Here is a 12,913-nt window from a genome sequence, read left to right as displayed (position 1 = left end):
CCGTCTCCCCGGCCCATTCCCCCTGCATGCCAACAAGACTGGCCCCAGCTCCACCGAGCCGGGGCCAGAACAGCAGATTTTCAGCAGCCTTCTAGCCGGTCATGCCGATATCCCCACGTTCCCGCTGCCGCCGTACATGTTCACGGCGTCGCCGAAGTAGTAGTTGCTGGGCCGGCTGATGCTCAGCCGTTCGACGGCCACCGTCAGCTCGGTACCCGGGTGTTCGATCGCGTAGGCGATGCGGTGGACGAGGTGGTCCAGATGCGGCCGGGCGCCGGTGACCAGCGCTGTCGACTGGCCGTTGGACTCGACGGCCAGGACGTAGTGGGCGGAGGCGGTCACCACGGTGAGCATCTCCACCAGGAGCCAGATGCCCGCCGCCAGCGTGAGGGCCCAGGTGAGGAAGAGGAAGAAGGGGACGAGGGAGACCTCGTCCGCGTAGCCCTCGGAGGGCATCAGGGGGTCCCGGTATTCGGGGGACCGGCTGGGGGCGGCCGTGTCGAAGTCCGTGAGGACGTCGATGACGAAGGTGAACAGCGTCACCGCGATGGCGGCCAGGACCAGGGGTACCACGCGCCGCAGGAAGCGCAGCACCGCTTCCCCGCGCCGGGGCTGGAGGACGAAGGTGTAGACCCTGACGACGTTCTGCAGCGGGTAGGCGGCCGCACCCACCCACAGCAGCCGCTTGGTGATGGTCAGCTCCAGGGAGCTCGGCAGCCCCGCGCCGTGGGCGGGCGGCGGCCCGCCGGGCGGAGTCTGAGCGGTCAGCGGCCGGCCGGGCGGCGGGGGCGGTGCCGGGGGAGCCGACGGGGGTACCGGCGGCGGTGGCTGTTCCGGCGAGGCCGAAGGCGTGCCGGGCCCGTGCTCTTCCGCTTCCATGCGTCCCCCCGAGGTATGGCGCCGGTGTGAGTGGGCTTCATTACGCACTGGCCACTCTGGTCGCACAAGCCCGAATCCGGCCACGGTGGCCTTCCGCGCGAAGCGTTCGGCCGCGTGCCGCGTGCCGCGGGGGCGCGCACGCGAAGGCGGCGGCACGGCACCGGAATCCGGGCCGTACCGCCGCGCGTACCGGCTTCGCGCCGTCCGGCTGCTGTTACTCCTCGACGACCCTGCCGCCGGTGACCACCAGGCGGCGGGTCGTGCGGACCGCGTCCAGCATCCGGCGGTCGTGCGTGACCAGCAGCAGCGTGCCCTCGTAGGACTCCAGGGCCGACTCCAGCTGCTCGATCGCCGGCAGGTCCAGGTGGTTCGTGGGCTCGTCCAGGACCAGCAGGTTCACCCCGCGGCCCTGGAGCAGGGCCAGGGCCGCCCGGGTGCGCTCGCCGGGGGAGAGGGTGGCCGCCGGGCGCAGTACGTGCGCCGCCTTCAGGCCGAACTTGGCCAGCAGCGTACGGACGTCGGCGGGCTCGGTCTCCGGAACCGCCGCGCAGAACGCCTCCAGCAGCGGCTCCTCGCCCAGGAACAGCCCGCGCGCCTGGTCCACCTCACCGACGAGGACGCCCGAACCGAGCGTGGCGGCGCCGGAGTCCAGCGGCAGGCGGCCCAGCAGGGCCGCCAGCAGGGTGGACTTCCCGGCGCCGTTGGCCCCGGTGATCGCCACCCGGTCCGCCCAGTCGATCTGCAGGCTCGCCGGACCGAAGGTGAAGTCCCCGCGCTTGACGGTCGCCTCGCGCAGGGTGGCCACCACCGAGCCGGAGCGCGGGGCCGTCGCGATCTCCATGCGCAGTTCCCATTCCTTGCGCGGCTCGTCGACCACCTCCAGCCGTTCGATCGCGCGCTGCGTCTGGCGGGCCTTGGCGGCCTGCTTCTCGCTGGACTCGCCCCGCAGCTTCCGGCCGATCTTGTCGTTGTCACTCGCCTTGCGGCGGGCGTTGCGGACGCCCTTGTCCATCCAGTTGCGCTGCATCAGGGCGCGGCCCTCCAGCGCGGAGCGCTTGTCGGCGTACTCCTCGTACTCCTCGCGCGCGTGCCGGCGGGCGGTCGCGCGCTCCTCCAGGTAGGCGTCGTAGCCGCCGCCGTAGAGGTTGATCTGCTGCTGGGCCAGGTCGAGTTCGAGGACCTTGGTGACGGTGCGGGTGAGGAATTCCCGGTCGTGGCTGATCACCACGGTGCCGGCGCGCAGCCCCTTGACGAAGGCCTCCAGCCGCTCCAGGCCGTCGAGGTCCAGGTCGTTGGTCGGCTCGTCGAGCAGGAAGACGTCGTAGCGGGACAGCAGCAGCGACGCCAGACCCGCGCGGGCGGCCTGGCCCCCCGAGAGCGCCGTCATCGGAAGGTCGAGGCCGACGGCGAGACCGAGGTCGTCGGCGACCTCCTCGGCCCGCTCGTCGAGGTCGGCGCCGCCCAGGTTCAGCCAGCGGTCCAGGGCGCCCGCGTACGCGTCGTCCGCGCCCGGGGTGCCGTCGACCAGGCCCTGGGTGGCCGCGTCCAGCTCCGCCTGCGCGGCGGCCACGCCCGTGCGCCGGGCCAGGAAGTCCCGCACCGACTCGCCCTCGCGGCGCTCCGGCTCCTGCGGCAGGTGCCCGACGGCGGCGGTGGGCGGGGACAGCCGCAGCTCACCGTCCTCCGGGGTGTCCAGCCCGGCCAGCAGGCGCAGCAGGGTGGACTTGCCGGCGCCGTTGACGCCGACGAGGCCGATGACGTCGCCGGGTGCGACGACGAGGTCGAGACCGGCGAAGAGCGTGCGCTCACCGTGGCCGGCGGCGAGGTCCTTGACGACGAGGGTTGCAGTCATGATCCGTCGATCCTATCCGCCGGCGCCCCACCCCCGGGCCATGGCAGGAAAGGTGGGAAGGCCGTCATTGCTGACGCCCGCCGCAGGCAACAGGATGGAGTCATGGGAGCGCACAACGTGCTCGTCGTCCTCTACGACGGCGTGCAGAGCCTGGACGTGACCGGCCCGGTCGAGGTGTTCAACGGGGCGGGTCAGCTGGCCGGCGCCGCGGAGCCGGCGTACCGGATCCGGACCGCCGCGCCGGGCGGCGCGCCGGTGCGCACCAGCAGCGGGCTCACGCTGGTGCCGGACGGCGCCCTGGAGGCCTGTGCGCCGGGGGCGGGCACCACGCTGATCGTGCCGGGCGGCTCGTACCGGGCGGACGCCGCGCCGCGGGTCGTCGACTGGCTGCGCACGTACGGGGGGCGTGCGGAGCGCCTGGTCTCGGTGTGCACCGGCTCGCTGCTGCTCGCCGAGGCGGGCCTGCTCGACGGGCGGCGCGCCACCACCCACTGGCGGGCCTGCGACCAGCTGGCCCGGGACCACCCGGGGGTGCGGGTGGAGGCCGAGCCGATCTACGTGCGGGACGGGCCGGTCTCCACCAGCGCCGGGGTCACGGCGGGCATCGACCTCGCGCTGGCCCTGGTCCAGGAGGACCACGGGCGCGAGATCGCGCTCACGGTGGCCCGGTACCTGGTGGTGTTCCTCCACCGGCCGGGCAACCAGGCGCAGTTCAGCGCGCAGCTGGAGGCGCAGACGGCGCGGCGCGATCCGCTCCGCGAGGTCCAGCAGTGGATCACCGAGCACCCGGAGTCCGACCTGACCGTGGAGTCCCTGGCCGCCCGGGCCCGGCTCTCCCCGCGCCACTTCGCGCGCGCCTTCCAGGCCGAGACGGGGGTGACACCGGGCCGCTACGTCGAACGCGTCCGCGTGGAACACGCCCGCCGGCTGCTGGAGGCGGGCGGGGACGGCGTGGCCCAGATCTCCCGGGCCTGCGGCTACGGCACGCCGGAGGCGCTGCGCCGCGCCTTCGTCCGGACCCTGGGACAGTCCCCGACCGAATACCGCCGCCGCTTCGGCCACCGCCCCCTTGCCGGTCCCGCCGGTCCCGCCGCTCCCGCCGGTCCCGCCGGTCCCGCCGCTCCCGCCGCTCCCGCCGACGCGTGAGGGGCGGGGATCCCGGGGCGCGGCCCCCGTACGACACCCATCACCAGCCGAACCGATCGTCACCGAACCCGGAGGGAAGATCCGTGCAGATCGCCATCCTGCTCTTCGACCGCTTCACCGCTCTCGACGCCGTCGGCCCCTACGAGACCCTCTGCCGCCTGCCCGGCGCCGAGACCGTCTTCGTCGCCGAGACCCCCGGTCCCGTCCCCAACGACTCCGGCTCGCTCTCCCTCGTCGCCACCAAGGCGCTCACGGACGTCCCCGCCCCCGACATCGTCGTCGTACCCGGCGGGCCCGGGCAGAGCGAGCAGATGGAGAACCCCGTGATCCTCGACTGGCTGCGCGCCACCGACGCCACCAGCACCTGGACCACCTCCGTCTGTACCGGCTCGCTCCTGCTCGGCGCCGCCGGGCTGCTCCGGGGCCGCCGTGCCACCAGCCACTGGCTGGCCCTGGAGCTGCTCACCGGGTACGGCGCCGAGCCCACCGGCGAGCGGGTGGTCACGGACGGCAAGTACGTCACCGCCGCCGGGGTCTCCTCCGGCATCGACATGGGGCTGACCCTGCTCGGCCGGATCGGCGGGGACCGGCTCGCGCAGTCCGTCCAGCTGCTGACCGAGTACGACCCCCAGCCGCCCTACGACGCCGGCTCGCCCGAGAAGGCGCCGGCCGACATCGTCCAGGAGTGGCGGGACAGGAGCCGGTTCGCCGCCCAGTAGTCCGCGGCGGTCCGCGCGCGGTCCGCGGTGGTCCGCGCGGGCGCCCGCCTCACGCCGTCCACGTGAACCGCGGGGCCCGGCGCTCCAGGAACGCGGCGACCCCCTCGGCGGTGTCGCCGCTGCCGCGCGCCTGCTCCGCCCAGTGGGCCTGCCGGTCGGGCCCTTCGGACAGGAAGTCCTTCGCGGCCGCCTGCGTGAGCAGCGAGCGGGCGGTGAGGATCCGTGTGAAGGCCTCCACCCGCCGGTCCAGTGCGCCCGCCGGCAGGACCTCGTCCACCAGCCCCACCCGCAGCGCGCGGGCGGTGTCGATCAGCTCGCCCGAGAAGAGCAGGTACTTCGCGGCCGCCGGTCCCACCAGCGCCGCCAGCCGCCGGGTCGAGGACGCCGGATAGACGATGCCCAGCTTCGCCGGCGTCACCCCGAACGACGCGCCCTCCTCCGCGAACCGCAGGTCGCAGGCGGCCGCCAGCTGGCTGCCGCCGCCCACGCAGTACCCGCGCACCGCCGCAAGCGTCGGCTTGGGGAAGGCGGCCAGGGCCTCCTCCGCCGCCACGGACAGGGCCTGCGGGTCGTCGTCCCCGGTCAGGGAGGAGATGTCGGCGCCGGCGCAGAAGGTGTCGCCGGCGCCGGTCAGGACCAGCGCCCGCACCGCGGGGTCGGGCGCCAGGGAGGCCAGCAGCGGCGGTAGCTCCCGCCACATCGCGGCGGTCATGGCGTTGCGCTTGGCGGGGTGGGAGATGACGACCGTGGCGACCCCGTCCGTGACGGTGTACGAGAGCTGCGCGTCCATGGGCCGGATGCTATCCACGCCGGACGCTGGCCCGGTCGGCCGGATCCCGTGATCAGGGGAGCGGCTGGGGTGCGGGGAGGGATCGGACCCTCGAACAACTGACGCTGTCATACGCCACCGGTCGGAACGCGTCCGATCAGAATGTGTCCGATTGACGCTGACTTGTGGTCAGCGGTCCGGTCCGGACCAGCCGGGTCCCCACTCTGGACGCGTGGAGACGATCGAGCGTGAAGACGGGGGCCGGAAGATGGACGGCAGCGGGAGCGTCCCGCCAGTTCAGGGGCATGGGCCGGGTATCCCGGCCGATCCCCTGACCTATGAGGGAGCCTGGCGGTTCACCGCTCCCGCGACAGAAGAATCCGTTCCGCAGGCCCGCCGCGCGGTCCGCGACCTCCTGGGCCGCCAGGGCGTGGCGGCGGCGAACCGGGACCTGGTGTACTCACTGCTGCTGATCGTCTCCGAGCTGGTCACCAACTCGGTGCGGCACGCGGCCCTGCTCTCGCCGGAGGTCGCGGTGGAGGTCGCGATCGGCCGCCAGTGGGTCCGCGTGGCCGTCGAGGACAACCACCCCTACCGTCCCAAGGCACTGGAGGCCGACTTCGGCCAGACCGGCGGCCGGGGCCTGCTCCTGGTGCGCGAGATCACCCGCGAGGCCGGCGGGGTGTGCGACGTCGAGCACACCTCCACCGGCGGCAAGGTGATCTGGGCGGCCCTCCCGATCAGCGCGAACTGATCAGCGCGAACTGATCAACGGGAACGGATCGGCGCGTAGGGATCGGCGCGTACGGATCAGCCCGACCCGATCAACACGAGCCGAGGCCCCTGCGGACCGCCGGTGCGCCTCCTACCAGCCCGCGCCCTCGCCCGTCAGCTCGCGGATCGCGGGCCGGGCCGCGTCCAGCACGGTCATGAACCAGGCCGAGAACGGTGCCTGCCCGTGCCGCTCCGCCAGTTCCCCGGCGGTCACGAACGCGGTCTCCCCGACCTCCTCCGGGTCCGGCCGCAGCGGACCCTGCGCCAGTCCCACGAAAAGGTGGTTGTACTCCTGCTCCACCAGCCCCGAATCGGGGTCCGGGTGGTTGTAGCGGACGGTCCCGGCCTCGGCGAGGAGCGACGGCGAGAGCCCCAGCTCCTCGTACGTGCGCCGGGCGGCGGCCGCGAACGGCGACTCCCCGGGGTACGGGTGCCCGCAGCAGGTGTTCGACCACACGCCGGGGGAGTGGTACTTGCCGAGCGCCCGCCGCTGCAGCAGCAGCCGGCCCCGCTCGTCGAAGAGGAACACGGAGAACGCCCGGTGCAGCTGCCCGGGTGCCTGATGCGCGGCGAGCTTCTCCGCGGTGCCGATGGTGTTGCCGGACTCGTCGACCAGTTCGAGCATGATCGGTTCCTGAGTGCCGGTGCCGTGGGCCGCGCTGTTCGCGGCGGTGGCTGGTGTGGTCGGCATAACCATCCTTCGATTCGGACTCCGGCCTTCAGTCTGCCGTACAAAAGCGGCTTGTCCCCACTTCGGAGATCCACGCATGTCCGCCCGCCGCCGCGTGGTAGACGCGGCGGCGGGCGGACGGCGCGATCAGACGCCGAACGGCGCCGGATAGCCGATGGTGCCGGCCGGCACCGGGGCGCGGTCGTCCAGGACCAGGGCCATCAGGGCCTCGTCCGGGACCTCGAAGGGCGCCCGGATCCCGAACCGTGACGCCGGCACGAATCCGAACCGCGGGTAGTACTCCGGATGCCCGAGCACGACGACGAGCGACTCCCCGCGCTCCCGGGCCGCCGCGAGCAGCGCCCGGACCACCGAGCTGCCCGCGCCGGAGCGCTGCCGGGCCGGATCGGCGGCCACCGGGGCCAGCGCGAGCGCCGGTACCCCGTCGACCGTGCACCGGGTGAGCAGCGCGTGCGCCGCCACCGCCCCGTCCGGGCCCTCGGCGACATAGCTCAGCCCCGGCAGCCAGGCCGGGTCGGCGCGCAACGCGTCGACGAGGTCCGCCTCCAGCGGGGTGTCGAAGGCCGCCAGGTTGACGGCCCGTACGGCGATCTCCTCACGGGTCGCCGCCAGCGCCTCGGCCATGCCGGGCGCGGCCGGGTCGGCGGCGTCGGCCCGCTCGCCGAGCGGGCCGTAACAGGCGTCCCAGTCGGAGTCGGGCTGCCGGTACACGCCCAGCACCCGGTAGCCGGCGGCCTGGGCGGCCGCGATGTTGCGGGCGGTGGAGCGCAGCGGGTAGTGCCGGTCCCAGAAGGCCCGGGCGGCGGCGGACGGCTCCTCCGCCGTCCACTCGCACTCGGTGAGCACGAGCGTGCCGCCCGGTGCCAGCAGCCGCTTCCACTGCCGCAGCGCGGTGTCGAAGCCGATGGCGTAGGCGGAGCTCTCCGCCCAGACCAGGTCGAAGGAGCCGTCGTCGTGGGGGAGGTTCCCCATGTCGGCGCGGGCGGGGTGGACGCGGTCGGCGAGGCCGGCGGCCCCGGCGGCCGCGCGCAGCTCGTCGAGGAAGCCCTCGTGGAGGTCGACGGCGGTGACGTCCGCGCCCGCCGTGCCCGCCTCGGCCGCGAGCAGCAGGGCGCTGCGGCCCGGGCCGCAGCCGAGGTCCAGGACGCGCGGCCGCTCGGGCAGCGGGCCGCACAGGGAGAGCAGGTGACGGGTGGTGCCGTCGGAGCCGGGGCCCTGCCGGGGCAGGCCGCCGTGCAGGGTGAAGAAGGCGTGGGTGAGGTGGTCGGTCAATGTGAACCCTTGAGAAAGGGGGCCCCGGCCGACAGGGGTGATCAGCGGATGATCAGGCCCGGCCGGGTGCCCGGAGGATGGGGGTGAGGCGGTCGTCCTCGCCGCGCGGGGCGGCGAACACCACGACGGTCATCAACCCACCTCCTTCGTTCTCGTTCCGGCTCGTTCCGGCTCGTTCCGGCTCGTTCCGGGTTGTTCCGGCGGCGCGCGGTTCACGCTCGCGGAACGCGCACGCGGCTCACGTGCGCGATCAACCCTGACACCGGTGCGGTTTGTCGAACATCGCTGCGATCACCGATGATGATCGCGGCCTGGCCGCAGGCTACGGAATCGTCGGCTTATCGGGCCGTGAACGGGTGGTGAACCCCCGCTTCCATTCATCCGATAGCCTCTGCCGACGTGCCGCCCGCCCCCACGGGGCGCCCGTTCCAAGGAGTGAGTCCGTCTGCCGACCGTCATCCTCACCGGCCCGCCGGTTCCCGGATCACCGCTCGAAGGCGACCTGCGCTCCCTCGGCTTCGACGTCCGGTCCGTGCCCGAGCCCGCCGACGCCGCGGCCGCCCTGGCCGCCGTACCCGCCGACCAGCGCGTCGCCGTCGTCGACAGCGCCTTCGTCGGCCACGCGCACACCCTGCGCCTGGCCCTGACCGACCCGCGCTTCGAGGCCTGCGCCGTCACCGGCGCGCTCACCGTCCAGCCGGCCGCCCGCGGCGCCCTGGACAAGGCCGCCGCCGCCCCCGCCGGGCAGGCGTCCGGCCCGTACGCCGACCAGCTCGCCGCCGCGCTGGAGGGTGCCGGCACCCCCGTGCGCCACCCCGAGCTCGGCACCCTGGTCGCGGCCGTCCCCGCCACCGAGGCGGAGCGCGCGGACGCGGCCGCCGCCGTCGCCGCCGTCGACGAGGAGGCCGTACGCCTGCGCACGGCCGTGAAGTCCCGCGACGGCTTCTTCACCACGTTCTTCATCAGCCCGTACTCGCGCTACATCGCCCGCTGGTGCGCGCGCCGCGGCCTGACCCCGAACCAGGTCACCACCGCCTCGCTGATCACCGCGCTGATCGCGGCCGGCTGCGCCGCCACGGGCGAGCGCTGGGGCTACGTCGCCGCCGGTGTGCTGCTGCTCGTCTCCTTCGTGCTGGACTGCACCGACGGGCAGCTCGCCCGCTACTCGCTGCAGTACTCCACGATGGGCGCCTGGCTCGACGCGACCTTCGACCGGGCCAAGGAGTACGCGTTCTACGCGGGCCTTGCGCTCGGCGCCACCCGAAACGGCGACGACGTCTGGGCGCTCGCGCTCGGCGCCATGATCCTCATGACCTGCCGGCACGTCGTCGACTTCTCCTTCAACGAGGCCAATCACGACGCGACGGCGAACACGAGTCCCACCGCGGCCCTGTCCGACCGGCTCGACAGCGTCGGCTGGACCGTCTGGGTCCGCCGGATGATCATCCTCCCGATCGGTGAGCGCTGGGCGATGATCGCGGTGCTGACCGCCGTCACCACCCCTCGGACCGTCTTCTACGCGCTCCTGATCGGCTGCGCCTTCGGCGCCCTCTACACCACCGCGGGCCGGGTGCTGCGCTCCCTGACCCGCAAGGCGACCCGCACCGACCGGGCCGCCCAGGCGCTGGCCGACCTGGCCGACTCCGGCGTCCTCGCCTGGTCCCGGCCGCCGCGCCCCGCGCGCCACCGGCCGGGCTACAGCTCGCTGCTGATGGCCGCCGCGGGCACCGTGCTGATGGTCGGCGCGGCGGTCACCCGCGACTTCGGCACCCCCTGGCTGATCGCCACCGCCCTGACGTACGCCATCTTCGCGGGCGGAGCCGTCGACGCCCCCCTCAAGGGCACCCTCGACTGGCTGATCCCGCCGCTCTTCCGCGCCGCCGAGTACGTCACCGTCCTCGTGCTGGCCGCCAAGGCGGACGTCCCCGGGGCCCTGCCCGCGGCATTCGGACTGGTCGCGGCGGTCGCCTACCATCACTACGACACGGTCTACCGCATCCGGGGCGGCTCGGGCGCGCCCCCGCGCTGGCTGGTGCGGGCGACCGGCGGCCACGAGGGCCGGGTCCTGCTGGCCGTGGTCCTCGCCGCAGCCCTTCCCCGGGACGCGTTCCCCGTCGCGCTCACGGCCATGGCCGTGTACGTGGCACTCGTGGTGCTCGTGGAGAGCATCCGCTTCTGGGTCTCCTCCGGAGCACCCGCCGTACATGACGAAGGAGAACCAGCATGATCGGCCTTGTACTCGCGGCCGGTGCCGGACGCCGCCTGCGTCCCTACACCGACACCCTCCCCAAGGCCCTCGTGCCCGTCGGCCCCGAAGGGGACGAGGAGAGCCTGACGGTTCTCGACCTGACCCTGGGCAACTTCGCCGAGGTCGGCCTCACCGAGGTCGCGATCGTCGTCGGCTACCGCAAGGAAGCCGTCCACGCGCGCCGGGAGGCCCTGGAGGCCAAGTACGGCGTCAAGATCACGCTGATCGACAACGACAAGGCCGAGGAGTGGAACAACGCCTACTCCCTGTGGTGCGCCCGTGAGGTCCTGAAGCAGGGTGTGATCCTCGCCAACGGCGACACCGTCCACCCGGTCTCCGTCGAGAAGACCCTGCTCGACGCCCGCGGCAACGGCCAGAAGATCATCCTCGCCCTCGACACGGTCAAGCACCTCGCCGACGAGGAGATGAAGGTCGTCGTCGACGGCGCCCAGGGCGTGCGGAAGATCACGAAGCTGATGGAGCCCTCCGACGCCACCGGCGAGTACATCGGCGTCACCCTCATCGAGCCGGAGGCCGCCGAGGCCCTCGCCGAGGCGCTCAAGACCACCTTCGAGCGCGACCCCGACCTCTACTACGAGGACGGCTACCAGCAGCTCGTCGACGACGGCTTCGTGATCGACGTGGCCCCCATCGGCGACGTCAAGTGGGTCGAGATCGACAACCACGACGACCTCGCCAAGGGCCGGACGATCGCATGCCAGTACTGACCAGGCTCATCCCCTCCCCGGTCGTCGTCGACATCACCCGCGGCGCCATGGACGACCTGGCCGGCCTCCTGGCCGACCAGCGGATCTCGGCGTCCGGGAAGCTGGCGATCGCGATCAGCGGCGGCTCCGGCCAGACGCTGCGCGCGAAGCTGGAGCCCGTACTGCCGCACGCCGACTGGTACCCGGTCGTCGACGGCACCATCGACTCCGCGGTCAAGCTCGCCGACGACATAAAGGGACGGCGTTACGACGCCGTGGTGGGCCTGGGCGGCGGCAAGATCATCGACGTGGCGAAGTACGCCGCGGCGCGGGTCGGGCTGCCCATGGTGGCCGTCGCCACCAACCTCGCCCACGACGGCATCTGCTCGCCGGTGGCGACCCTCGACAACGACAACGGCCGCGGCTCCTACGGTGTCCCGACGCCGATCGCGATGGTCATCGACCTCGACGTGATCCGCGACGCACCCGTGCGGTTCGTCCGCTCCGGCATCGGCGACGCCGTGTCCAACATCTCGGCCATCGCCGACTGGGAGCTCTCCCACGAGATCACCGGCGAGACCGTCGACGGCCTGGCGGCCGCCATGGCCCGTACGGCCGGCGAGTCCGTGCTGCGCCACCCCGGCGGCTGCGGCGACGACGAGTTCCTCACCGTGCTCGCCGAGGCCCTCGTCCTCACCGGCATCGCCATGTCGATCAGCGGGGACACCCGCCCGGCCTCCGGCGCCTGCCACGAGATCAGCCACGCCTTCGACCTGCTGTACCCGGGCCGCTCCGCGCTCCACGGCGAGCAGGTCGGCATCGGCGCCGCCTTCGCCATGTACCTGCGGGGGGCCAAGGAGCAGTCCGGGCTCTTCGCCGAGGTGATGCGCCGCCACGGCCTGCCCGTGGTGCCCGAGGAGATCGGGTTCAGCGCGGACGAGTTCGTCGCAGCCGTCGAGTACGCCCCCCAGACCCGTCCGGGACGCTTCACCATCCTGGAGCACCTCAACCTGTCCGCAGCCGAGATCAGGGACGCTTACTCCGACTATGTCAAGACCATCCGTAGCTGAACTCCGGCCCGTCGTGCACCCGGCGGGCGTGAAGGACCGGGTCAGCGGGGAGCACTGGGGCGGGCGCCTCTACATGCGCGAGATCTCCCTGCGCGTCACCCGCGTCCTGGTCACCACGAAGGTCACGCCGAACCAGCTGACCTACGTGATGACCCTCGCCGGCGTCCTCGCCCTCCCGGCCCTGCTGGTGCCGGGCATCTGGGGTGCCGTGCTCGGCGTGGTCGCGGTCCAGCTGTACCTGCTGCTCGACTGCGTCGACGGCGAGGTCGCCCGCTGGAAGCAGCAGTACTCGCTCTCCGGGGTGTACCTGGACCGGGTCGGCGCCTACCTGTGCGACGCGGCGGTCCTGGTCGGCTTCGGCCTGCGCGCCTCGGACCTGTGGGGCGGCGGGCGCGTCGACTGGCTGTGGGCCTTCCTGGGCACCCTCGCGGCGCTCGGCGCGATCCTGATCAAGGCCGAGACCGACCTGGTCGGCGTGGCCCGGCACCAGGCCGGCAAGCCGGTGGTCAAGGACGCGGCGGCCGAGCCGCGCTCCGCCGGCATGGCGCTCGCCCGCCGGGCCGCCGCCGCGCTGAAGTTCCACCGGCTGGTCCTGGGCATCGAGGCGTCCCTGCTCATCCTGGCGCTGGCGGTGGCCGACCAGATCCGCGGCGACCTGTTCTTCTCCCGGCTCGGTGTCGCCGTACTGGCCGGCATCGCGCTGCTGCAGACGGTGCTGCACCTGGTGTCCATCCTCGCCTCCAGCAGGCTGAAGTGAGGGCGCCCGTGAGCGCGCCGCCGCTGCGC

12 protein-coding genes are annotated in these 12,913 nt (G+C 73.3%); 7 read left to right on the top strand and 5 right to left on the bottom strand.

What is annotated here, in order from left to right; translation table 11 throughout:
* Nucleotides 1-99: 99 nt before the first annotated feature.
* Nucleotides 100-879, bottom strand: coding sequence for a DUF6232 family protein (locus ACIPXB_RS29410; protein ID WP_401454607.1), 780 nt, complete (start codon nt 877-879; stop codon nt 100-102).
* Between the two features lie 214 nt (nt 880-1,093).
* Nucleotides 1,094-2,731 (bottom strand): ABC-F family ATP-binding cassette domain-containing protein, encoded by a 1,638-nt coding sequence (locus ACIPXB_RS29405; RefSeq protein WP_401454604.1) that lies wholly within the window; start codon nt 2,729-2,731, stop codon nt 1,094-1,096.
* A 102-nt stretch (nt 2,732-2,833) separates the two neighbouring features.
* On the opposite strand from ACIPXB_RS29405, the gene ACIPXB_RS29400 reads away from it, so the two are divergent.
* Nucleotides 2,834-3,877 (top strand): GlxA family transcriptional regulator, encoded by a 1,044-nt coding sequence (locus ACIPXB_RS29400; RefSeq protein WP_401454602.1) that lies wholly within the window; start codon nt 2,834-2,836, stop codon nt 3,875-3,877.
* Between the two features lie 83 nt (nt 3,878-3,960).
* Complete coding sequence (locus tag ACIPXB_RS29395; protein WP_401454601.1) at nt 3,961-4,596, top strand: DJ-1/PfpI family protein; 636 nt, start codon at nt 3,961-3,963, stop codon at nt 4,594-4,596.
* Between the two features lie 49 nt (nt 4,597-4,645).
* On the opposite strand, the gene ACIPXB_RS29390 is transcribed toward ACIPXB_RS29395, so the two are convergent.
* A complete protein-coding gene (locus ACIPXB_RS29390) occupies nt 4,646-5,386 on the bottom strand; it encodes an enoyl-CoA hydratase/isomerase family protein (RefSeq protein ID WP_401454599.1) in 741 nt (246 codons plus the stop codon).
* A 211-nt stretch (nt 5,387-5,597) separates the two neighbouring features.
* Here ACIPXB_RS29390 and ACIPXB_RS29385 point away from each other — a divergent pair, with 211 nt between their 5' ends.
* Nucleotides 5,598-6,119: an ATP-binding protein gene (locus tag ACIPXB_RS29385; RefSeq protein ID WP_401454597.1), complete on the top strand. Its 522-nt coding sequence runs from the start codon at nt 5,598-5,600 to the stop codon at nt 6,117-6,119.
* A 111-nt stretch (nt 6,120-6,230) separates the two neighbouring features.
* Here ACIPXB_RS29385 and idi read toward each other — a convergent pair whose 3' ends face one another.
* Together idi and ACIPXB_RS29375 are read right to left on the bottom strand one after the other, a co-directional pair.
* The gene (gene idi / locus ACIPXB_RS29380; protein ID WP_401454594.1) at nt 6,231-6,830 is read right to left on the bottom strand and encodes an isopentenyl-diphosphate Delta-isomerase; all 600 of its coding nucleotides are present in this window, start codon (nt 6,828-6,830) and stop codon (nt 6,231-6,233) included.
* A gap of 126 nt (nt 6,831-6,956) precedes the next feature.
* Entirely contained in the window at nt 6,957-8,102 is a 1,146-nt protein-coding gene (locus tag ACIPXB_RS29375; protein WP_401454593.1) for a GNAT family N-acetyltransferase, read from the bottom strand.
* A gap of 445 nt (nt 8,103-8,547) precedes the next feature.
* Here ACIPXB_RS29375 and ACIPXB_RS29370 point away from each other — a divergent pair, with 445 nt between their 5' ends.
* Genes ACIPXB_RS29370 through ACIPXB_RS29355 form a run of 4 tightly spaced genes read left to right on the top strand, consistent with a single transcriptional unit; the run spans nt 8,548 to nt 12,884 of the window.
* A complete protein-coding gene (locus tag ACIPXB_RS29370; protein ID WP_401454624.1) occupies nt 8,548-10,329 on the top strand; it encodes a DUF5941 domain-containing protein in 1,782 nt (593 codons plus the stop codon).
* On the top strand, nt 10,326-11,078 hold the full coding sequence (locus tag ACIPXB_RS29365) for a sugar phosphate nucleotidyltransferase (RefSeq protein ID WP_401454592.1): 753 nt from the start codon (nt 10,326-10,328) through the stop codon (nt 11,076-11,078). Before ACIPXB_RS29370 ends, ACIPXB_RS29365 begins: the two co-directional genes overlap by 4 nt.
* On the top strand, nt 11,066-12,127 hold the full coding sequence (locus ACIPXB_RS29360; protein ID WP_401454591.1) for an iron-containing alcohol dehydrogenase family protein: 1,062 nt from the start codon (nt 11,066-11,068) through the stop codon (nt 12,125-12,127). The genes ACIPXB_RS29365 and ACIPXB_RS29360 overlap by 13 nt, the downstream gene beginning before the upstream one ends.
* Entirely contained in the window at nt 12,105-12,884 is a 780-nt protein-coding gene (locus ACIPXB_RS29355; RefSeq protein ID WP_401454589.1) for a CDP-alcohol phosphatidyltransferase family protein, read from the top strand. Before ACIPXB_RS29360 ends, ACIPXB_RS29355 begins: the two co-directional genes overlap by 23 nt.
* Nucleotides 12,885-12,913 lie beyond the last annotated feature (29 nt).

The sequence above is a fragment of the Streptomyces sp. NPDC090022 genome (assembly GCF_044748145.1).
In the GTDB taxonomy this organism is placed as follows: Bacteria; Actinomycetota; Actinomycetes; order Streptomycetales; family Streptomycetaceae; genus Streptomyces.
This window is presented reverse-complemented; position numbering and strand designations above follow the sequence as displayed.